The organism is Croceicoccus estronivorus, assembly GCF_001625325.1.
Taxonomy (GTDB): domain Bacteria; phylum Pseudomonadota; class Alphaproteobacteria; order Sphingomonadales; family Sphingomonadaceae; genus Caenibius; species Caenibius estronivorus.
The window spans coordinates 293,079-314,456 of the sequence record NZ_JRQQ01000002.1 but is presented as its reverse complement, the minus strand read 5'-3'; the positions used below and the strand labels follow the sequence as shown (position 1 = coordinate 314,456).

The 21,378-nt window shown below is 56.9% G+C and carries 15 protein-coding genes; 11 read left to right on the top strand and 4 right to left on the bottom strand.

Going from position 1 to position 21,378, the window contains the following annotated elements:
- The first annotated feature begins 19 nt into the window (after positions 1 to 19).
- On the top strand, positions 20 to 1,351 hold the full coding sequence (locus tag MB02_RS04715; RefSeq protein ID WP_067533259.1) for an amidohydrolase: 1,332 nt from the start codon (positions 20 to 22) through the stop codon (positions 1,349 to 1,351).
- A gap of 64 nt (positions 1,352 to 1,415) precedes the next feature.
- Here the strand turns inward: MB02_RS04715 and MB02_RS17620 are convergent, their stop codons facing one another.
- Positions 1,416 to 1,589 carry a hypothetical protein gene (locus tag MB02_RS17620; RefSeq protein ID WP_156495414.1) on the bottom strand — a complete coding sequence of 58 codons (174 nt, stop codon included), beginning with the start codon at positions 1,587 to 1,589 and terminating at the stop codon, positions 1,416 to 1,418.
- Positions 1,590 to 1,612: 23 nt separating this feature from the next.
- Complete coding sequence (gene aceA, locus MB02_RS04710; protein ID WP_067534123.1) at positions 1,613 to 2,899, bottom strand: isocitrate lyase; 1,287 nt, start codon at positions 2,897 to 2,899, stop codon at positions 1,613 to 1,615.
- Between the two features lie 167 nt (positions 2,900 to 3,066).
- On the opposite strand from aceA, the gene MB02_RS04705 reads away from it, so the two are divergent.
- From MB02_RS04705 to MB02_RS04685, 5 genes are all read left to right on the top strand, one after another.
- Entirely contained in the window at positions 3,067 to 4,458 is a 1,392-nt protein-coding gene (locus tag MB02_RS04705; RefSeq protein WP_067533256.1) for a helix-turn-helix domain-containing protein, read from the top strand.
- A gap of 144 nt (positions 4,459 to 4,602) precedes the next feature.
- Complete coding sequence (locus MB02_RS04700; protein ID WP_067533253.1) at positions 4,603 to 5,988, top strand: TIGR03013 family XrtA/PEP-CTERM system glycosyltransferase; 1,386 nt, start codon at positions 4,603 to 4,605, stop codon at positions 5,986 to 5,988.
- Positions 5,988 to 8,099, top strand: a complete 2,112-nt coding sequence (prsK, locus tag MB02_RS04695) for an XrtA/PEP-CTERM system histidine kinase PrsK (protein ID WP_067533250.1) — start codon at positions 5,988 to 5,990, stop codon at positions 8,097 to 8,099. The genes MB02_RS04700 and prsK overlap by 1 nt, the downstream gene beginning before the upstream one ends.
- A 1-nt stretch (position 8,100) precedes the next feature.
- The gene (gene prsR / locus MB02_RS04690) at positions 8,101 to 9,465 is read left to right on the top strand and encodes a PEP-CTERM-box response regulator transcription factor (protein WP_067533247.1); all 1,365 of its coding nucleotides are present in this window, start codon (positions 8,101 to 8,103) and stop codon (positions 9,463 to 9,465) included.
- A 10-nt stretch (positions 9,466 to 9,475) separates the two neighbouring features.
- Positions 9,476 to 11,266, top strand: a complete 1,791-nt coding sequence (locus MB02_RS04685; RefSeq protein WP_067533244.1) for a tetratricopeptide repeat protein — start codon at positions 9,476 to 9,478, stop codon at positions 11,264 to 11,266.
- A 208-nt stretch (positions 11,267 to 11,474) separates the two neighbouring features.
- Here the strand turns inward: MB02_RS04685 and MB02_RS04680 are convergent, their stop codons facing one another.
- Together MB02_RS04680 and panB are read right to left on the bottom strand one after the other, a co-directional pair.
- On the bottom strand, positions 11,475 to 12,524 hold the full coding sequence (locus MB02_RS04680; protein WP_067533240.1) for a DUF475 domain-containing protein: 1,050 nt from the start codon (positions 12,522 to 12,524) through the stop codon (positions 11,475 to 11,477).
- Positions 12,525 to 12,566: 42 nt separating this feature from the next.
- On the bottom strand, positions 12,567 to 13,436 hold the full coding sequence (gene panB / locus MB02_RS04675; RefSeq protein ID WP_067533237.1) for a 3-methyl-2-oxobutanoate hydroxymethyltransferase: 870 nt from the start codon (positions 13,434 to 13,436) through the stop codon (positions 12,567 to 12,569).
- A gap of 116 nt (positions 13,437 to 13,552) precedes the next feature.
- On the opposite strand from panB, the gene MB02_RS04670 reads away from it, so the two are divergent.
- The 5 genes from MB02_RS04670 to MB02_RS04650 all read left to right on the top strand — a co-directional run bounded on the left by MB02_RS04670 (position 13,553) and on the right by MB02_RS04650 (position 21,376).
- The gene (locus MB02_RS04670; protein WP_067533234.1) at positions 13,553 to 15,130 is read left to right on the top strand and encodes an amino acid permease; all 1,578 of its coding nucleotides are present in this window, start codon (positions 13,553 to 13,555) and stop codon (positions 15,128 to 15,130) included.
- Between the two features lie 113 nt (positions 15,131 to 15,243).
- Complete coding sequence (locus tag MB02_RS04665; RefSeq protein ID WP_067533230.1) at positions 15,244 to 15,972, top strand: hypothetical protein; 729 nt, start codon at positions 15,244 to 15,246, stop codon at positions 15,970 to 15,972.
- Positions 15,923 to 17,494, top strand: coding sequence for a DUF6504 family protein (locus tag MB02_RS04660; protein ID WP_156495413.1), 1,572 nt, complete (start codon positions 15,923 to 15,925; stop codon positions 17,492 to 17,494). The genes MB02_RS04665 and MB02_RS04660 overlap by 50 nt, the downstream gene beginning before the upstream one ends.
- Before the next feature lies 1 nt (position 17,495).
- Positions 17,496 to 20,915: an error-prone DNA polymerase gene (locus MB02_RS04655; protein ID WP_067533225.1), complete on the top strand. Its 3,420-nt coding sequence runs from the start codon at positions 17,496 to 17,498 to the stop codon at positions 20,913 to 20,915.
- Positions 20,916 to 20,995: 80 nt separating this feature from the next.
- On the top strand, positions 20,996 to 21,376 hold the full coding sequence (locus tag MB02_RS04650) for a PilZ domain-containing protein (protein ID WP_067533222.1): 381 nt from the start codon (positions 20,996 to 20,998) through the stop codon (positions 21,374 to 21,376).
- Positions 21,377 to 21,378 lie beyond the last annotated feature (2 nt).

The window sequence follows — 21,378 nt, the reverse complement described above, 5'->3', positions numbered from 1 at the left end:
ATGAGGCCAGACTGGATGCATGTTTCGCAAAACGACTCTGCTTGCCTGTGCGGCGATGGTCATGCCCATCCAGGTCCATGCCAATGATCTACGCGATGCCCTGACAACTCGTATGCCCGATCTGATGGCATTGTATCGAGACCTTCATGCCCATCCAGAATTGAGCATGCAGGAAGTGCGGACGGCAAAGAAGCTGGCTGCGCAGATGCGCTCTCTAGGTTTCGCGGTAACGGAAGGTGTCGGCGGAACAGGCGTGGTCGCTGAAATGCGCAATGGTAGCGGGCCGATAGTCATGCTGCGGGCCGATATGGATGGCTTGCCAGTTACGGAGGAGACAGGACTGCCTTTCGCATCGAAAGTGCGTGTGACCTCCTCAAGTGGTGTCGAAAGCGGTGTGATGCATGCCTGCGGACACGATACTCACATGACGGCATGGATTGCCGCTGCCGAGTTGCTGGCCGCTCGAAAAGATCAATGGTCTGGGACCCTGCTTATGATTGCGGAGCCAGGCGAAGAAGTGGGCCTTGGCGCCAAGGCGATGTTGGACGATGGGCTTTACACTCGCTTTCCCAAGCCTGACTACGCACTCGCCTTCCACGATGCCGCGCAGTATCCTGCTGGTATGATTGGCTATTCAACTGAATATGCTTACGCCAATGTCGATAGCGTCGACATACTCGTTAGAGGGCAGGGGGGACACGGGGCTTATCCGCATACGACAAAGGATCCAATCGTCCTGGCCAGTGCGATAGTGATGAAGTTGCAAACTTTGGTCAGCCGGGAAGTGAACCCGATCGAGCCGGCAGTAGTGACAGTTGGCAGTTTCCATGCGGGAACCAAGCACAACGTAATTCCTGCTGAAGCGAAACTGCAGCTGACGGTTCGCAGCTACGATGCCGAAACGCGGAAATTGTTGCTCGATGGAATTGCCCGCATTGCCCGCGGAGAGGCAGTGGCCGCGGGATTGCCGGAGGATCGGATGCCGGTAGTCACCGTTCTGGAAGGTTCCACTCCTGCTGCGGCCAACACCCCCGATTTTGCGCAAGAGATGGCAAGGCTGTTTACTGCCCGTTTTGGGGCCGAACGGGTGAAGCAGGTGCCACCCGTTATGGCAGGAGAGGATTTCGGGCGTTATCGGTTGGCCGACCCTGACCACATCAGATCGCTGATTTTCTGGGTGGGTGGTGTGCCGCAAGACAAATACTATGCGGCTCAGATCGGTGGGGCGAGTCTGCCTTCACTGCATAGCGCGCTTTGGGCACCCGATGCGGAAAAGGTCGTTGGGACAGCAGCGGAGGCGCTGGCGGCCGCGGCGCTGGAGTTGATGCCTGTCGGCGATGTAGCAGAATGAAGTTGACGGCCGCCGGATTTTGAAACCCGGCGACCGTCGTCTCCTCCCCAGGAGATTAAGCTATTCAGGCATAAGTGCCCAAGCGGTGATAAAGCGCATTGATCTTTGCCAGCTCGCCTGGATCCTCCACCGCTTTCGCATGACTGGCCAGCGCGGCGCGGAGCAACTTGAAATCCGCAGTGGACAAAAGTGCCCGAGCGCGGGTCGGTTCATGCGAAGTCATTGTATCGGTTTGCATCGTCGTTCTCCTAAGCTTGGAGTTTACGCAAGTTCAGCTTCCTTCTTGAACTGATCGGCTTCCGTCGATTCCGCGAGTGCAGTGGTTGAGCTTTGCCCACCACCAATCGCTGTGGCGACGGCGTCGAAATAGCCGGTGCCGACTTCGCGCTGGTGGCGAGTTGCAGTGTAGCCATTGGCTTCGCTGGCAAATTCGGCCTGCTGAAGTTCCGAATAGGCAGCCATGCCGCGGTCACGATAGCCCCGAGCAAGCTCAAACATACCATGGTTCAAACTGTGGAAGCCGGCCAATGTGACGAACTGGAACTTGTATCCCATGGCGCCCAGTTCGCGCTGGTATTTGGCAATGGTGTCCTTGTCGAGATTGGCTTCCCAGTTGAAGCTTGGCGAACAATTGTAGGCCATCATCTTGCCCGGATGGGCTTTCTGCACCGCTTCGGCAAAGCGCTTTGCTTCATCGAGGTTCGGCTTAGATGTTTCCCACCAGAGCAGGTCTGCATGTTCAGCGAAGGCAATGCCCCGCTTGATGCAGTGATCGACCCCGGTGCCATCCTTCAAGCGGAAGAAACCTTCAGGAGTGCGTTCGCCTGTCAGGAACTCGTGATCCCGTTCATCGACGTCCGAAGTGATCAGCTTGGCGCTTTCCGCATCGGTGCGTGCGATAAGAACGGTCGGCACGCCGCAAGTATCTGCTGCCATGCGTGCTGCATTGAGATTGCGGATATGCGCCTGGGTCGGGATGAGAACCTTGCCACCGAGGTGGCCGCACTTCTTTTCCGCAGCAAGCTGGTCCTCAAAGTGAACACCGGCTGCCCCGGCCGCAATATAGGCCTTCATAATCTCAAAACAGTTGAGGGGGCCCCCAAAGCCGGCCTCTGCATCGGCAACGATCGGTGCGAACCAATCGCGTGTCAAATTGCCTTCAGCATGTTCAACCTGGTCGGCACGTTGAAGGGCATTGTTGATCTTCCGCGCGAGTTCCGGCCCGGCATTCGCTGGATAGAGCGACTGGTCGGGATACATGGCACCGGCGGTATTGGCATCAGCAGCAACCTGCCAGCCTGACAGGTAGATTGCCTTGAGGCCGGCGCGGACCATTTGCATGGCCTGATTGCCTGACAAGGCGCCCAGAGCGTTTATGTAGGGTTCGTTCCGCAGCAGATCCCACAGCTTCAGGGCGCCGCGACGAGCCAGAGTGTATTCTACTGGAACCGATCCGCGCAGGCGTTCAACGTCGGCAGCGGCGTAAGTCCGGTTGATGCCATCGAAACGGCCTGCCGGGGCGGGGATAAGGTCAGCAAAAGTGGTCATGTCGTCAGCTCCGAAAGTGTGGGGCTGGCTTTCATCGGCTAGCCCTTGGCCTTGCATTTGACGGACCTCACGTGGCTTGCACAGAAAATATTACACACTTTATTGTTATTCTCCGGCATAATGCGCTAATAGATGTGAAAATATGTAAAGATATTTACAGGTGATATATGGCAGATGCTGCTCTTCTTGCTGGTCCTGCCTTGCGTCGATTGCGCCGTCGCGAAGGTCTGACACAGGCAGCCATGGCTGACAGGCTGGGTATATCGGCAAGCTATCTGAACCTGGTTGAGCACAACCGCAGACCGGTTTCAGCGCGTCTGGTAGTCCAGTTGGTCGAGCAATTCGATTTTGACCCGCGTGTGCTGCGGCAGGAAGAAGCCGTTGGCGGAATCGATGGGATGCGGCGAAGGCTGGCGGATGAGCGTTTCGCCGATCTTGAAATTGATCGCGAAGAAATAGTTGAATGGCTCGCAAGTGTTCCGCAAGCGGCTGTGGCCTTCGCGCGCCTCTACGATGCTGGCGTGTCGGCAGATTCCGGGGCCGGACAGACCAGCCCGTTGACTCTTGCCCGGCGTGAAATCGAGCGTTGGCGCAACCATTTTGCCGATCTCGACGTTGCCGCGGAGGAGTTGGCGGATGAACTGCGTTTGTCGAATGCCGACATCGGACAAGCTTTGACGGAGCGTTTGAGGCAACGCCATCAGATTTCCGTCCGCATCTTGCCGAGCGATGTTCTGATGGGTTCGCAGCGGCGTCTCGATCTCCATGCACGGCAATTGCAGTTGTCCGAAATGCTGAGCCTGCCGTCGAGGAACTTCCAGGTGGCGATACAACTTGCCATCCTGGAGCAACGCGGGGCGATCCGCAGCCTGGTACAGGGGGCACGCTTGCCGGATGAGGCCGCACGCCAGTTTTTCGCGCGCCACCTCCAGTCGTATTTTGCGGCTGCTTTGTTGATGCCTTACGGTCGTTTTTTGCGTGCCTGCGAGCAGACCGGCTATGATCTTGCCATTCTTCAACGGCGTTTCGGGGTCAGTTTCGAGCAATTGGCTCACCGGTTGACCACTTTGCAACGAGTTGGGCAACGGGGCTTGCCGTTCTTCATGGCTCGGGTTGATCGTGCCGGGCAGTTTTCCAAGCGCTATGCCGGGGCAAGTGGCACCTTGCTGTTGGAAGGGGAATATAGCTGTCCGCTCTGGGTGGCGCATCAGGCATTCGAACGTGCCGGGAACATATGCGTGCAACTCATTGCGATGGAAGAAGCAGGGCAGGGCGAACGAGAGTGGTTGACGATCGCCTGTACCGGCGAGGGACGCGGGGCAAATGACTTGTCTGCAGTGCAGTTCGTGACGGTTATCGGGGTCGAAGCCAAGCTTGCTGCGCAGTTGGCTCAGGCGCGAGGTATATCGTTCGGTCTTGGCGGAGCGACGGCAGTAGGCCCTGGGTGTGAGCGTTGTTTTCGCTCCGACTGCATTCAACGTTCTCTGCCGCCACGGGGGGCAATGCTGCAATTCGAAGAACGCGTCCGAGGGCAAACTCCGTTCGATTTCGATGCATAGGTAACAGTCGAGTAACTACGCCTGGCCAGCGTCAATAGACCGGTTTTTGGGCTATTCGTTGATTTATGTAAAATTTACCGACAGTTCATCTCTTCCGTTTAGGGCGTGTCTCTGACCGACCCTTTTCGGCTGCTGTAGGAAGCGATGATCCGCCTGTTCAAACACTATATCCCGCACGCCGTGCTGTTGTTGGGGCTGCTTGACCTGGCATTGCTGCTCGGCGCAGGTGAACTGGCGTGGCAATTGCGCGCAGGTCAGTTGAATACTGATACGGGTCTGCTGGCTGAGCGTTTGCCATCGCTGCTTACTTTCGCCATCGTCGTGCAAACAGCGATGATCGCGGTCGGTGTTTATGGTGTCGACGCACTGCGGTCGATGCGTTTTGCCCTGGCTCGCATTCTTGTTGCCGTCAGCCTTGGCATCATTGCGCTTTCCTTCGCGGATTTCATTGTCCCAGGTCTCGATTTCTGGCGATCGACACTAGCCTATGCGATGTTCCTCGCCATTGCGATGCTGCTGGCGAACAGGTTGATCGTCGGTGGAATTCTGGGCGCGGGAGCTTTCCGTCGTCGCGTGCTCGTCCTCGGAGCAGGCCATCGTGCTGATCGTCTTCGGTTGCTGTCCGAGCGCCCGCAGAGCGGTTTCGTGATTGTCGGCTATGTCGGCATGAATGAGAACGAGCGGACAGTTGATGAAGCGATTGCGCGTAGTGCGATCAATGATCTTTCCCGTTTCGTCCAGAATCTCGGGGCGAGCGAGGTGGTCCTTGCCTTAGAGGAAAGGCGCAATGCCTTGCCGCTCAAGGATTTGTTGCGGATTAAGACTGCAGGTGTTCACGTAAACGATTTCTCCAGCTTTATGGAACGGGAGACGGGACGTGTTGATCTCGACACCTTGAACCCTAGCTGGCTGATTTTTTCCGATGGTTTCTCATCCGCGCAGATGATGTCGAGCATCGCCAAGCGTCTGTTCGATATCATTGCCAGCAGCCTGCTTCTGCTCCTGACCTTCCCGGTCATCCTGCTTTTTGCGTTGCTGGTGAAGATTGACAGCAGAGGACCCGCCTTCTTCCGTCAAACGCGTGTCGGGCTCTATGGGCAGCCTTTTGATGTCATCAAACTTCGTTCGATGCGGACTGATGCGGAGAAAGATGGGGCGAAATGGGCGCAGACGAACGATCCGCGCGTGACGCGTGTCGGTCGCCTCATTCGCAAGGTAAGAATTGACGAACTGCCTCAGACATGGAGTGTTCTGAAAGGTGAAATGAGTTTCGTGGGCCCAAGGCCTGAACGCCCGCAGTTCGTTTCCGACCTTGAAGAGCGGCTGCCATATTATGCCGAACGACATATGGTGAAGCCGGGTATCACCGGATGGGCACAGATCAACTATCCTTACGGTGCCTCGATTGACGACGCGCGGCACAAACTCGAATATGATCTGTACTACGCGAAGAATTATACTCCTTTTCTAGACCTGCTGATCCTGCTCCAGACCCTGCGGGTTATCCTCTGGAATGAGGGGGCCCGCTGATGGGGGGAGACCATTTCTGGGGTGCGATCGGATACTGGAGCCATTTCGGCGGAGCAGTGATTTGCGCAATTCTGGCGGTATGGGTAGGTCGCGGGAAGCGCCTTAGTTCGGAGCGTAAGGGGGCCCGTACGGCGCTCGGTTTAACCGCTGCCTGGGCGTTGGTCGCGGCGGCATCCTCGCCGCTGTCCTTCTGGGCACTGATCGCCGAGAGCGCGCGAAACCTGGGGTGGATGTTCCTGCTCTACCGGCTGTTCGCAAGCGACGGGCGCGACTCCGCAATTCAGCCAATTCGTCCCGTCTTGTTTATCCTGGCTTTTCTGGAAGGCCTGCAACCGGCACTTCTGCTCGCACAGCTGCGAGTGGCCCAGATTCCTGGGGCACAGGAGGTAATCTTCCAAGTCGCCGTGATCATGCATTTGCTGGTTACGGTCGGGGCGCTGTTGCTTGTGCATAACCTCTACGCCGGGGCATCCTCAGCCAATCGCCCGGGTATGCGCTGGCCAGCCGCCGCATTGGCGGCACTGTGGGTCGTCGATCTCAATTATTACACGGTTGCCTATTTGAGTAATGGGGTGGCCATCGAACTGGCGGCCCTGCGCGGAATTGTAGTGGCTGCGGCGGCTGTTCCGCTGGCACTGGGCGTGAGCAGGGCAGGGCGGGACTTGCGCTTCATGCCTTCGCGAGCGGTGACGTTTCAGACCCTGTCGCTTGTTGTGATCGGGCTCTACCTGCTGATGATGGTGATCATTGCACGGTCACTGACGTTGATCGGCGGCAATCTTGCACAGCTGACGCAGGTAGCATTCCTGTTTACGGCCAGTGTGGTGGCGCTGTTGTGGCTGCCTTCCCAGCGTTTGCGTCGGTGGTTGAAAGTGACCGCGATCAAACACTTATTTCAGCACCGCTATGACTACCGTGCCGAGTGGCTGCGATTGACGCATACGATCGGTCGTGCCGGCCCTGATGCGCCCCCATTGCAGGAGCGTGTGGTCCAGGCCCTTGCCGATATCACGGATAGCCCATCCGGCTTGTTACTCTTGCCAGGTGAAAATGGCGGGATGGTTCTTTCGGCGCGGTGGAAATGGCTGAGTATCGAAGTGCCCGCCGTCGCGATAGACCCCGAAGCCGCGCGCTTTTTCGCCGGCGGCACATTCATTTGCGATATTGACGATGTCCGGGCGGGTGCCAATCAGCATGGAGAAGCAGAAGCCGTCCCCGATTGGCTCTTATCCGATGAAAATGCCTGGGCGATCGTGCCGTTGCAACACTATGAACGGCTGACCGGGCTTGTCGTGCTTTCCCGCCCGACAGTGGTGCGCAAGCTGGACTGGGAAGACTTCGATCTCCTCAGGGTCGTCGGGCAACAACTGGCTAGCTACATTGCCGAACAGGCAGGGCAGGAAGCGCTCAGTGAGGCGAACCGGTTCGATGAGTTCAATCGCCGCATCGCATTTGTGATGCATGACATCAAAAACCTGGCCAGCCAGCTCTCTCTCTTGGCGCGCAATGCGGAAAAGCATGTCGAAAAGCCGGAGTTCCGCGCTGATATGCTGATTACCCTGCGTAATAGTGCAGACAAGTTGAACGGTCTTTTGGCCCGTCTCGGGCGATATGGCGCACACGGTGGGGACAAGTTGGAACCGGTCGCTCTCGACGAATGTGTGGAGCAAGTGACGGCGCGCTATGGGACGGGGCATCCGGTTGTGGTGGTCGAACAGGAACACTGCGTAGTTGAGGCCCAACGTGAGGGCTTGGAACAGGCGTTGGTCCATCTGCTTCAGAACGCGATCGATGCCAGTGATGCAGATGCGCCAGTGTTCATACGTGTTCGACCGGATGGAGTGCATGGGCTAGTCGAAATTGTCGATACGGGGACGGGTATGAGCCCTGAATTTGTCCGTTCGCGTCTGTTCAAGCCATTCGTTTCTTCAAAGCCGGGTGGGTTCGGTATCGGTGCGTTCGAGGCACGGGAACTGATAACTGCCATGAGAGGCAGGCTGGATGTCGAGTCTCGCGAAGGGCTCGGGACGCGTTTCTTTCTTCGCCTTCCGCGAGCAGGTGTCGCTGATCTGATCGGGAAAATAGATTCCAATAAAGCCGAGGTGGCATGAAATGGCCGACGATAAACCCAAATTGCTGATCGTCGAAGATGACGAAGGTCTACAGGCTCAGCTTAAATGGGCCTATGATGATTTCGATGTGGTTATTGCGGGTGATCGTGCTTCGGCTCTTGCATCTTTGCGTGCAGAAGCCCCTGCTGTGGTGACATTGGATCTGGGGCTGCCGCCTGATCCTGATGGCACCAGTGAGGGTTTTGCCGTGCTGGAAGAAATCATGGGGCTCAAACCCGATACGAAAGTGATTGTTGCGAGTGGGCATGGCGCGCGGGAAAGTGCCCTGACTGCGATCGACCGCGGGGCATATGATTTCTATCAGAAGCCTGTCGATATCGAGCAACTGGGCTTGATCGTGAGGAGAGCATTCAGCCTCCATCAGATTGAAGAGGAAAATCGCAGGCTCGTGGCGCGTGCGGGCGATAACAATACAGTCCTGGGGGGATTGATTACCGCTGCGCCTGAAATGGTCCGCGTTGCCCGCACGATTGAGCGTGTGGCGAACACGAATGTTTCCGTGATGTTGCTCGGCGCAAGCGGGACCGGCAAGGAACTGCTTGCAAAAGGCCTGCATGAGGCCAGTGGCCGGCGGGACAAGACCTTTGTCGCGATCAACTGCGCCGCGATCCCTGAAAATCTGCTCGAAAGCGAATTGTTCGGGCATGAGAAAGGGGCCTTTACAGGTGCGGTCAAAACCACTGAGGGTAAAATCGAGCAAGCCCAGGGCGGCACGCTGTTTCTTGATGAAGTGGGCGATATTCCATTGCCGCTTCAGGTGAAATTGCTCCGCTTCTTGCAGGAGCGTACGATTGAGCGAATAGGCGGACGCAAGTCGATCGAGGTGGACACGCGAATTGTTTGCGCCACTCACCAGAATCTGGAAACGATGATCGCCGAAGGCAGGTTTCGTGAGGACCTGTTTTATCGTTTGGCCGAGATCGTGGTGAAGATACCCTCGCTGGCTGAACGACCAGGCGATGCAGTGCTATTGGCCAAGGCGTTTCTCAAGCGATTTGCAGCCGAAATGAATCCGCAAGTGAAAGGACTGGCTGCGGATGCTTTGGCTGCAATCGATGCGTGGTCTTGGCCTGGGAATGTCCGTGAACTGGAAAATCGCATCAAGCGAGCGGTTATCATGGCCGACGGGAAGCTCATAAGCGCAGAGGACCTCGATCTCGGGAACGAGTTGGACGAAAACAGTCTGCCTCTCAATTTGAAGAGCGCGCGCGAGCAGGCGGACCGCAAGGTGATCCGCCATGCCCTGGCTCGGAGCGAGGGCAATATTTCCAATACAGCGAAGATGTTGGGGATCAGTCGTCCGACACTTTACGACCTCCTCAAGCAATATGATCTTCACGCCTGATCGCAGGCACATGAAACGAGGCATCGCGGCCAGCGCCGTGATGCTTTGTTTTTTTCCGGCCATTGTTGGCTTCGCCGAAAGCGGTGCAGCCTCTCAGCTTGCCGCTGGGCGGGCAGCTTTGCTCAGGCAGGATGGAATCGCGGCAGAGGTAGCTTTGCGCGACGCGCTCAGGCAGGGGGCTTCGCGCCCGGCAGTTGCGGCGAATATGGGGGAAGCCGAACTGTTGCAGGGAGACCTGGTTGAAGCGCGGCGATGGCTCGGCCCGGAGCAATTCGTGCCCGATCAGCAAGCCTATGGTTACCGTATGCTGGGCCGGCTGGAGATGGCCGAGGATAATTTGTCGGAAGCGGGGCGTGCTTTCGACAAGGCACTGGAACTGACACCCAACGATGCCCAGCTTTGGGTGGATGTCGCACAATTGCGTTATCGCGGAGGCGAACAGCTTCAGGCGATTGCAGCGATAGAAAAGGCGATAAAGCTGGATGGCAACAATATCGCGGCCCTTAAGTTCTATGGGCAGATCGTGCGCGATTCAATTGGGCCTGTCGGAGCGCTTGGCTGGTTCGAACGTGCACGGAAAATAGCTCCGGACGATCTCGATATCCTGGGAGAATATGCGGCGACTCTTGGTGAAGTCGGCCGGGCAAAGGAAATGCTCGCGGTCACTCGTCGGATGATCGAATTGTCACCCCGGAATCCTCGGGCATTTTATCTTCAGGCAGCGCTTGCCGCGAGAGCCGGTGACTATGCTCTGGCACGACGGTTGATGTGGCGAACTGGCGACGCATTTCGTGACATGCCGGCGGCTATGATGTTGAGCGGCATTCTCGAATTCAAATCTGGCAATCTCGCCATGGCACGCGATCTTTTTGAACGTCTGGGGCAGCGCCAGCCAGACAATCGGCAAGTGGCATTGCTGATAGCGAGAACCTTGTATGAGGCCGGCGAAATGCGGGAACTGGTGGAGAGGTTCGGTGAACAAGCCAGACAGAAAGGGGCATCCCCTTACCTTTTGACTTTGGTCGGCAGAGCGTATGAGGCCTTGGAGAACAGGAGAACAGCGGCCGTCTTTCTGGATCGTGCGGCAGCGCCGCTTCCTGCGCCATATGCCCTATCGAGGCCGGGGCCCATTCCCGTCTCAGTACTTGAACCGCGTTGGCAGAGCGATCCATATCGAGCGGACAACATTATCCCGCTGGTCCGTCAATTGATTGCCACGGATGAAGCTCAGCAAGCAGTTGCCGTGGTCGATCAGGCGCTGAATAAGTTTTCTGGTTCTGCTGACGCGCAAATGCTGGCGGGCGATGCCGGGATCGCTAGCGGAGCCTATGCGAAAGCACTTGAGCATTACCGCTTGTCTGCCCGTATTCGACTGTCGCCTGTGTTGTTGCCGCGTATGATTGCTGCCCATTCGGGGGCTGGGCAATTGTCACATGCCGGTGAACTTGTGGCGGCATATGCGGACGAACATCCGATGGATGGACGGGCGGCTGGCTGGGCTGCCGGCTTCGCTACTGAAATGGGAGATTGGCAAAGGGCGGAGCAATGGCTTGACGTGGCTCTCCGACAGCCAGGAGTGGAACGGGATGCTGCCGTGGTAGCGCAAAGAGCGGAGATCAAGCTGCTAAACGGAGACATCTCCGGTGCGAGGGAAGACGCTGTCGCAGCCTATCGGCTGCAGCCCGGCAATGCGGAGATTACCCTGATACTCGCAAGGGTACTGTCGGAATTAAGGGGAGAAGATGATGCCGCGGTGCGGGCATTGAGGAAAAAAGTTCAGCGGATCAAACGCGCCGGGTAGTTCTTTTTACTGTACCCAAAAAGAAAGAGCGGCCTCTGCGTGCCGCTCTTTCCCTTCCTCTCCCAAACTGGAAGCATTCCTATGCATTCATCTGTTGCGTTTGACAACCATTTTGCACTGCATTTGATTGAGGCAGCAATACTGTTGCGATCCGGCAACATGGTTGAATTGGTGGCTCCTATTTTTGGCGCCAATCCTTGATCTCATATTAGTTTGCGATGGATGGATTGAGCTTGCGATTGGTTCGGATCGACCACCACAAGGATATCCCGATGAGCGTCGCACCGATCAGACCAGTAACTGTTTCGGGAATGTGAAATCTGGCCGAAAACAGCATGATGCCGCCGAGAGCAATGATGGCCCAGAAGGCACCGTGTTCCAGGAATTTATATTCGGCGAGAGTGCCCTTCTTCACCAGCATTAGCGTCATTGATCGTACGAAGAAGGCGCCAATAGAAAGGCCCAGCGCAATTACGATCATGTTGTTCGAAAGCGCAAAGGCTCCGATGACACCGTCGAAGCTGAAGGATGCGTCAAGGACGTTGAGATAGAGAAACCCACCCAGTCCGGAACGCACGACTGCTCCGGCCAGCTTACGTTGCTCATCTCGTAATTCGAGCCAGGTGTTGATTGCTTCGACCCCAATGAAAGTGGCAATTCCGAGGATTCCTGCGATGAGGAACGTCAGGGCTTCGGTGGGATCAAGCAAGGTTGAAATGCCCCACATGATCAACAGGAGAAGGCCGATTTCGACTGATTTCACTGCGGAAATGCGGGACAATCGCTCTTCTATAACGGCGATCCAATGCACTTCCTTGTCAGCGTCGAAGAAGAAACCAAGCCCGACCATGGCCAGAAATGCCCCACCGAATCCGGCAATGCCCACATGAGCCGAAGATACGATACGTTCGTATTCGTCAGGCTGGTTGAGAGACAGGTGCAAGGCATCCAGCGGGCCGATACCAGCGGCGATTGCAACGATGGCGAGCGGGAAAACTACCCGCATGCCAAATACGGCAAAGGCAATGCCCCAGGTTAGGAAGCGGCGTTGCCAGATCTCGTCCATTTCCTCCAGAACGGTGGCATTCACCACAGCGTTATCGAAGCTGAGCGAGATTTCGAGGATCGACAGAACGGCGACGATCCAGAGGATTTGTGCAGTGGCTTCGATACTACCTGTAGAAGCCCAGCCATACCATGCGGCAAGCGCAAGGCAGACAACGGTAAAGATAATCGATCCGCGATAGAAGCGAAGCACGTGGGTTGCCTTCCGATTCCGGCTATCCGCCGATGGTTGGGATTACTTGGGCTGATATGTCTGTTCGGGGCCGGGGAATGTCCGGTTGCGCACATCCTCGGCATAGCGGGATACAGCGCCTTCGATGACTTCGGCTATGTTATCGTAACGCTTCACGAAACGGGGGACCCGTTCGAACATACCGAGCATATCTTCGGTAACGAGAACCTGCCCATCGCATTGAGCCGAACCGCCAATGCCGATGGTCAGGCATGAAACGGCTTGGGTGGTTTCTATGGCGATCGGTTCGACGACCCCTTCGACGACAATGGCGAACGCCCCGGCTTCATCCAGTGCCTTTGCATCTCCGACGATTTTTTGTGCCTCGGCATCACTGCGCCCGCGCGCCATATAGCCGCCCAGAACGTTCACCGCCTGCGGAGTGAGGCCAACGTGGCCCATTACGGGAATGCCGCGCTGAGTGAGGAACGACACTGTCTCTGCCATGGCGGTCCCACCTTCCAGCTTCACGGCTGCTGCCCCACTCGACTTGAGCAGATAAGTGGCATTTTCAAATGCTTGCTGCGGGGATTGTTCGTAACTGCCGAAGGGCATGTCGACGGTGACTACGGCATGATAACTGCCGCGTACGACAGCGGCTGCATGGTTGGCCATCATTGCCAGTGTGACTGGGATGGTGGAAGGCAAGCCATAAATGACCTGACCCAGGGAGTCCCCGACAAGCAATACGTCGCAATGTGCATCCAGCAATTGCGCCTGGCGGGCAGTATAGGCCGTCAGCATGACAACCGGTTCAGCAGTTACCCCATCCCGTTTCCGCGCGCGTATGGTCGGTACGGTCAGCCTGCGGAGCGGGGCAGGGGTGGGGTTGGCGCGGCTCGTGGCCGTGTCGATCTGGAAGGTGGTAGACATGGAGGCCTTTTAGACGCTGTATCTTGGCTGGGGAAGGGCTGGTAATCACCCTTGCCAATCCGTGATCCCGCGTTAGCTTCCTCTACGAATTTCACGTCATCACTAGGGGGAAGTGCATGTTCGGACGGGTGAAGCCGTTGGATGCGATTATCGCGACAGCCGAGAAGAAATCACTCCATCGCTCACTCGGGGCCTTCCAGCTTATGCTGTTCGGGATCGGCTGTGTCATCGGTACTGGCATTTTTGTCCTGACTTCCGCCGGGGCGCAAAAGGCGGGGCCGGGGCTGCTGCTCGCATTCGCTATCGCTGGCGGGATCTGTATCGTCGCCGCACTGTGTTATGCCGAGATTGCGGCGATAGTGCCGGTGGCTGGTTCCGCCTACACTTACACTTACGCGACGATGGGCGAATTTCTGGCGTGGACTGTAGGTTGGTCGCTGGTGCTGGAATATGCAGTTGCCGCCAGCGCGGTTTCGGTCGGTTGGTCCGGGTATTTCAGCGGGACGATTCTCAATGAATTTCTTGGAATCCACTTACCTGCCTGGCTCAGTGCCGGGCCATTGGCGCTTGGCGGTGCCCCCGGCGGGCTTATAAATCTGCCAGCCTTGCTCATAGCGTTGCTTGTGACCTGGTTGCTGATGGTCGGTACGCGGGAAAGCGCCTGGTTCAATGCCGCGCTGGTGGCAATAAAGGTTACAGCATTGACTGCTTTTGTCGTGCTGACTTTACCCAAGGCCGAGTTGGTTCGTTTCAACCCCTTCCTTCCCGCTGGCGTATTCGGCGGGTTCGGCACAGGTGTGGGGGCAGTCGGAGCCGCGGCCACAATGTTTTTTGCTTATGTTGGTTTCGATGCGGTTTCGACTGCCGCGGAAGAAACAAAGAATCCACAGCGTAACGTGCCGATCGGACTGGTCGGCTCCTTGGTGTTTTGTACCATCTTCTACATTCTCGTATCGGCGGGTGCGATTGGTTCGATCGGCGGCCAACCCATTATGGGGCCGAATGGTATTCCGTTTCCGGCGGGGTCGGAGGAACTGGCGCGCCAGTGTGCGTTGCCGGAATATAGCGAATATCTTGTCTGTTCGAATGAAGCTCTCGCTCATGTGCTGCGGGTCATCGGGTTCGGTACGGTGGGCAATATGCTGGGCATTGCGGCATTCGTGGCTTTGCCATCCGTCATCCTGATATTGCTGTTCGGGCAGACGCGTATTTTCTTCGTGATGGCGCGCGACGGGCTGTTGCCGGAGAAACTTGCTCAGGTGCACCCCAAGTGGAAGACCCCCTATGTCGTCACTGCGATTACGGGTGTGGTCGTCGCGGTTGCCGCAGCGTTTCTTCCAGTCGGGCGATTGGCCGATATTTCCAATGCAGGCACGCTCTATGCCTTTACCATGGTTGCTGTTTCGGCCATGATTCTACGCCGTCGGATGCCGGATCTTCCCCGGAAATTCCGGGCTCCGGCATTGTGGCTGGTGGGGCCGGCTACGATTGTCGGATGTGTTTTCCTGTTCGTGAACTTGCCGCTCCCAGCTATGCTCGTGCTCCCGGTATGGGGTTTGGCCGGGATGTTGGTTTATTTCGGCTATGCGCGTTCTCACAGCCATGTGGGCCTCGGAAAAGTCGAAGTGCATGAGGCTGATTACGCCGATATCGAACCGGATATTCCAGGCATTGCCGACCGTGGACGGGACTGACAGAGCGTTCCATCGTGCATCTTTGCCATAGTGGAGGGGCCGTCCGTTTGGGCGGCCCTTTTCATGTGGAGAGGGTTGCCAATCTCTCACTATGAGAACATAATGGGAACATTATGTCTTCCTCCGCATTCTCTTCAGGCCTCTCCGGGGCTGATGATATTGTCCAGTGGCAACCGGGGCTGCATCCTGTCTGCCATAGTGAGATATTTGCTTCAGCCAGGGATGCGGGCGGGACAGCTGCGGCCTTGGCCCTTGCGTTGGATGGAGCATGCAGGGTGGAGTGTGGCGCGAATGATCGTCGCGCGATCCTATGGGTACAGGACAAAAAGGCCTTGCGCCTTGGTGGGCGGCCATATCGCCATGGATTACCGGAAAAATTGCGTGCCCGGATGATTCATGTCTCGGCCAGTACTCCTGAAGATGCGCTTTTCGCTCTGGAAGAAGGGTTGCGCTGTCGCGATCTGATTTGTGTGATCGGGGAAATCGTTGGTAATCCACGAGCATTGAGCTTTGTCGCTTCGCGGCGCCTGACGCTGACGGCGGAAAAGCATGGTGTACCGCTTTACCTTGTCCGGCTTGATGCAAGGCATGACTTGTCATCTGCTAGGATGCGCTGGGACATCCGCTCCCACCTGTCACAGGTCTCTCGCTGGGATCACCGGGCCCCGGGTTTGCCATGCTGGCGGGCGGAATTGTTTCGGGCCCGCGTCCATCCGCAAGGAGAATGGATATTGTACGATGGTGGAAATGGTCTCGTCGCCAGAAATCCGAGCGCCCCTTTCACGCCGGATCATGGCCATCTGGCTGACAAGGCTGGCAATCGATCGCTGGCGGCGCTCTGAACAATATCGTGAAGGGGAGGGGCGCGATGCCGATCCGCTGGCATTGGTGACCGAAACTGCCCACGGACCAAGAATTACGGCGGTGAATACAGCCTCATGGGAAGAAAGTGTCCGAGCGGGCGCGATGTTGGCCGATGCTCGCAGTCTGTGCCCGCACTTGCAGGTTGCCCCGGCTGACCCGGTTGGTGATGTTGCTTTTCTCGAACGTCTGGCCCTTTGGGCGCAACGTTGGGGGCCATGGAATGCCGTTGATCCGCCAGATGGCTTACTGGTCGATATCACTGGCGGGGCGCATCTGTTTGGCGGTGAAGAACGGTTGCTGGAAGACGTCCGCAGCGTTTTTGCACGACATGGGCTTGCAGCGCGCTTTGCAATTGCGCCTACGGCAGGGGCGGCGTGGGCACTGGCTCACTTTGGAAAGGGTACGGATACGGCCCATGATTCCAGATTACCGCAAAGTCTGATCCTGCAGGGTGATGCGGACAGGATGAAAGCGCGGTTGGAGCAATTGCCCGTCGCGGCCTTGCGGCTCGATGAGGATGTACTGCTGATATTGCGGCGTTTGGGATTGAAAAAGATCGGTGATATTGCCGGAATTGGCCGGGATGCATTGCTCCGTCGTTTCCGTACCCGCCGTGCACCATCTGCCAATCCCCTGCTTAGGCTGGATCAGCTTCTTGGCCTTGTCCCTGAGCCGTTGCTCCCTGTTTTCGCGGTGGAGCAGCCGGCAGTCCAGCGTCGATTGCTGGAGCCTATTCGCCATCGTGAGCTGCTGGACCAGGTCATGTCTGATTGCGCCCAGGATATGGCTCGCGAACTGGAAGGGCGAGGAGAAGGTGCGAGGCGCCTCGAACTTGGCTTGTGGCGGGTCGATGGAGAGGTTGTGCTGCGTAGCCTCGAAATGGCTGTCGCTACTCGCGATTCTGCCCATATGATCCGTCTGTTCGGAGAGAAGCTTGCCGATATTGAGGCTGGATTTGGAATTGAACTGGTCCGTCTGCGAGCTACCTGGGTGCAGGCCTTGCCGATGGGCCAGGGCGATTTCGATGCGGCGGTCGAATGCCATGGCACCAGCCTTGGGGCTTTTATCGACCGGTTGACCGTTCGCTTGGGGGACAAGGCGGTACGCCGCCCGGTCTCCTATGCCAGCCATGTGCCTGAACGGGCCCAGCATTGGCAGCCGCCTCTCGACCCTGTTCCAGCCGGGCAAGATCATTTACCCTTGCGCGCAAGGCCGCTCAAATTACTCGACCGCCCGGAACGGATTGCGGTGCTTTATGCTACGCCGGACGGCTTCCCTCGCCGTTTCCGTTGGCGTGGTCATGTCCATGAAGTTTCGCGGGTCGAAGGGCCTGAAAGAATTGGCCCGGAATGGTGGCGTGAACGTGCCGGGGTACGGTTGCGCGATTATTATCGCATCGAAGATGGGGATGGGCGGCGTTACTGGATCTATCGCCTCGGTCTTATCGGCGATGGGCGTGGAGGGATGCCTGAATGGTTTTTGCAAGGGCTCTGTTCCTGAGATGCCCGATACGTCTTTCACGCATCGGCGGCGGCATACCAGGCCTGATCCGGATAGTCTGACGCCGCCGTGCCGTGCTCCATTCGTCGAACTTGGCCTGGCAAGTTGCTTTTCTTTCCAGCGTGGAGCTTCCGATGCGATCGAACTGGCGGGGACTGCGCGCGCATTAGGGTATGATGCGGTTGGTATCGCCGATACCAATTCCATGGCTGGCATCGTGCGTCTTCATATGGAGGCGAAAGCTCTCAAGTTACGGCCTGTCATCGGTTGCCGGATCGAAACGGTCGAAGGGTTGGCATTCCTGGCTTATCCAAAGGATCGAGAGGCATATGGCCGCCTTTGCCGCCTGATCTCGGCGGGGCGCATGGGGACACTTGCGGGAGAGTGGCAGGCCAAGGGGGTATGTGAGATCGCTCTGGCGATGCTGGCGGATCATGCGGAAGATGTGATGCTTGTGCTCCTGCCGCCGGAAGATCTGGATAATCGTTTCTCCGTACCGGCATGGGGCGATAATGTGGTTGATCTGGATGGTGCCAGGCGAGACCAATCGACGATTGGTGCTCTGCCGGAAATATTACCGCACCTGCTTGCGAAGCTATCCCCCAGTCTTGGGCATCTGGCTGTCAACTATTTCTATCGTGGTGATGATGTAGCCCGGATCGAGAGGATTGATGTGCTGGCGAAGGCACATAACCTCGAGATATTGGCCACTAACGATGTCCTGTATCATGCTCCGGAACGCCGCCCCTTACACGACGTGATGACGGCGATCCGCCATAAAACCACTGTGGCTCAGGCTGGCTATCTACTGCAAGCCAATGCGGAACGGCATCTCAAGGGGCCAGATGAGATGCTTGAATTGTTTGAGCGGTGGCCCCATGCATTGGCCGCTGCCCGTAATGTGGCCGATGCCTGCACTTTCGATCTCGAAGAGTTGAAATATGAATATCCTCAGGAGGTCTATCCGCAAGGGCGTAGCCCCCAGCAGCATCTGGAAGTGCTGACCTGGGAAGGTGCAAGGCGGCGTTATCCATCCGGCGTACCTGTCTCAGTAGAAGATACGCTATGTCGTGAACTGGCCTTGATCGGGAAACTCGATCTGGCTCGCTATTTTCTCACTATCAGGGAAATCGTGGATTTTGCCCGTTCGCAAAAGCCGCCGATCCTCTGTCAGGGGCGTGGCAGTGCAGCCAATTCCGCCGTCTGCTATTGTTTGGAAATCACAGCTGTTGATCCGGCCAAACACGCGCTGCTGTTCGACCGCTTTATCTCAGAGGAGCGCAAGGAGCCCCCCGATATCGACGTCGATTTCGAGCATGAACGGCGCGAGGAAGTGATTCAGCATATTTACGATCGCTATGGTCGCCATCGGGCCGGATTGTGCGCCACTGTGATCCATTACCGTCCGCGCATGGCAATCCGGGAAGTCGGCAAGGCAATGGGATTGTCGGAAGATGTCACAGGCATACTGGCCCGCATGGTCTGGGGCAGTTCAGGGCATGAAGTGGCGGATAAGTACGTAGCAGAAGCTGGGTTGGACCTTTCCGACCCGCATCTCCGCCGTGTGTTGAAACTGACTGAACAGATGATCGGCATGCCCCGGCATCTCTCACAGCATGTCGGGGGTTTTATCCTGACTGAAGGGGCACTGACAGAAACCGTTCCGATCGGGAATGGTGCGATGGCTGATCGCAGTTTCATCGAATGGGACAAAGACGATATCGATGCTCTCGGTATCCTGAAGGTTGATGTTCTGGCGCTGGGTATGCTCACCTGTATCCGCAAGAGCCTTGACCTGCTGCGTGAACATCATGGCCGCGATCTGGTTCTTGCCACTGTTCCGCGTGAAGACCCGGCTGTTTACGACATGTTGTGCAAAGGGGACTCCCTGGGGGTGTTCCAGGTTGAAAGCCGGGCTCAGATGAACATGCTGCCCCGTCTGCGACCGCGTTGTTTCTATGATCTGGTGATCGAAGTTGCGATCGTGCGACCAGGTCCGATCCAGGGAGACATGGTGCACCCTTACCTGAAGCGCAGGCGAGGGGATGAGGCTGTCAGCCTGCCAGCGCCGGACCCTGACCATGGTCCGCCGGATGAACTTTCCTCTATTCTCGGACGCACCCTTGGCGTGCCGATTTTTCAGGAACAGGCGATGAAAATCGCGCTTGATGCGGCCAAGTTTACCCCTGCCGAGGCGAACCGGCTGCGCAAGGCGATGGCGACATTTCGTTCGCGCGGAATGGTGCATGAACTGGAAGACATGATGGTCGAAAAGATGGTGAAGCGAGGATACGACCGTGAATTCGCCCAGCGCTGCTTCAATCAGATCAAGGGCTTTGGCGAATATGGTTTTCCTGAAAGCCATTCAGCCAGTTTTGCACACCTCGTCTATGTGTCGAGTTGGCTGAAGTGCCATTTCCCGGCTGCGTTTGCAGCAGCCCTGCTGAACTCACAGCCTATGGGTTTTTATGCCCCCGCACAGATCGTTCGCGATGCACGTGAACACGGGGTGGCCGTACTGCCTGTGGATGTGAATGCCAGTATGTGGGATTGCACACTGGAATCCGTGGGAGGAGAGGTGGCCCTGCGGCTTGGCTTCAGGCAGGTAGATGGTTTCCCTCAGTATGCTGCGGCTCACTTGGTCGCGGCGAGAGAGGCGGGGAATGCGTTTGTTGATGTGGGAGCACTGCGCAATCGAGCACGGTTGTCGCCTGCGCATATAGAATTGCTTGCGAGTGCGGATTGCTTCACGTCTCTGGGGCTTGGACGCAGGCAGGCATTATGGGATGCGCGTAGCCTTGTTGCGGTGCCTGAATTGCCTTTGTTCAATCATGCTGCGGAGCATGAGGAAGGCTCTGAAAAGATACCCGCTACGCTGCCGTTCATGCCTTTGTCCGAAGAAGTCGTGGCCGATTATCAGACTACGAGATTGAGTTTGAAGGCTCATCCACTTGCCTTTTTGCGGGCGGGTCTGGCGCAGAGAGGTTTTATCCGGTGTGAGGATTTACGCGGATGCAAAACCCGCTCGATGGTGAGCCTGGCTGGTGTCGTATTGGTTCGGCAACGTCCCGGATCAGCCAAGGGAGTGTGTTTCATCACACTGGAAGATGAAACCGGAGTGGCGAACCTCGTCGTCTGGCCTGATGCGATGGAACGCTTCCGCAAGGTCGTTATGGGGGCGAGGCTAATGGAAGTGCGTGGCCGTGTGGAATACGATGACGAAGTGATCCATGTGATTGCAGCCCATCTGACGGATGCAACGGTGAATTTGCACAGTCTGTCACACGATTTGCTGGAACCGGCGATGGACAATGCCGACCATATAAACCGTCCAGGGCGGGGTATCTATACGCAGGCAACCCCGCATGGCGGTCATCCTCGCAATGTGCGGGTTATTCCGCCATCGCGAGACTTTCACTAAGGAGAAGGTCGTCGAGATCTCAAAATCACAAATCTCCGGGTCTTAAGCGTACTTTTACCATGTTGATTTAAACCCGCTCCATGGGTGCCGAGATTCCATCATCTACGGAAAAAATGGCCTGCCGCCGTTGGAACGGTCGGGCAAGACTTGCCTTGCCAGCCAAGCTTATGCTGCCGAACGAAGAAATGCATTGCATGCTGGAGGACCTTTCCCTCGGTGGTGCTCGCATACGCATCGAAAAATTGCCTAGACTAGGCGCATCCGTTTGGCTGAGATTCAGTGATTATGAAATCTTCGGTTCGGTTGCCTGGGCACGAGGACATCTGTGTGGACTGACGTTCGAAGAACGTATTCCGAAGGATATTATCCTGCACATGCGTGCGCTGTCCGACCATTTCAGCGAATATGAAGATTCCCAAGCACGATTTGCTGCCGAACACTGGGCTTCCGGAAAAGATTGATT

Excerpts from the sequence above, each read along its gene's own strand:
- prsR (WP_067533247.1), top strand. The coding sequence starts at position 8,101 with ATGGCCGACGATAAACCCAAATTGCTGATCGTCGAAGATGACGAAGGT.
- MB02_RS04650 (WP_067533222.1), top strand. The coding sequence starts at position 20,996 with ATGGGTGCCGAGATTCCATCATCTACGGAAAAAATGGCCTGCCGCCGT.
- MB02_RS04700 (WP_067533253.1), top strand. The coding sequence starts at position 4,603 with ATGATCCGCCTGTTCAAACACTATATCCCGCACGCCGTGCTGTTGTTG.
- MB02_RS04665 (WP_067533230.1), top strand. The coding sequence starts at position 15,244 with ATGTCTTCCTCCGCATTCTCTTCAGGCCTCTCCGGGGCTGATGATATT.
- MB02_RS04655 (WP_067533225.1), top strand. The coding sequence starts at position 17,496 with ATGCCCGATACGTCTTTCACGCATCGGCGGCGGCATACCAGGCCTGAT.
- panB (WP_067533237.1), bottom strand. The coding sequence starts at position 13,436 with ATGTCTACCACCTTCCAGATCGACACGGCCACGAGCCGCGCCAACCCC.
- MB02_RS04715 (WP_067533259.1), top strand. The coding sequence starts at position 20 with ATGTTTCGCAAAACGACTCTGCTTGCCTGTGCGGCGATGGTCATGCCC.
- prsK (WP_067533250.1), top strand. The coding sequence starts at position 5,988 with ATGGGGGGAGACCATTTCTGGGGTGCGATCGGATACTGGAGCCATTTC.
- MB02_RS17620 (WP_156495414.1), bottom strand. The coding sequence starts at position 1,589 with ATGCAAACCGATACAATGACTTCGCATGAACCGACCCGCGCTCGGGCA.
- MB02_RS04670 (WP_067533234.1), top strand. The coding sequence starts at position 13,553 with ATGTTCGGACGGGTGAAGCCGTTGGATGCGATTATCGCGACAGCCGAG.
- MB02_RS04685 (WP_067533244.1), top strand. The coding sequence starts at position 9,476 with ATGAAACGAGGCATCGCGGCCAGCGCCGTGATGCTTTGTTTTTTTCCG.
- aceA (WP_067534123.1), bottom strand. The coding sequence starts at position 2,899 with ATGACCACTTTTGCTGACCTTATCCCCGCCCCGGCAGGCCGTTTCGAT.
- MB02_RS04660 (WP_156495413.1), top strand. The coding sequence starts at position 15,923 with ATGGCCATCTGGCTGACAAGGCTGGCAATCGATCGCTGGCGGCGCTCT.
- MB02_RS04705 (WP_067533256.1), top strand. The coding sequence starts at position 3,067 with ATGGCAGATGCTGCTCTTCTTGCTGGTCCTGCCTTGCGTCGATTGCGC.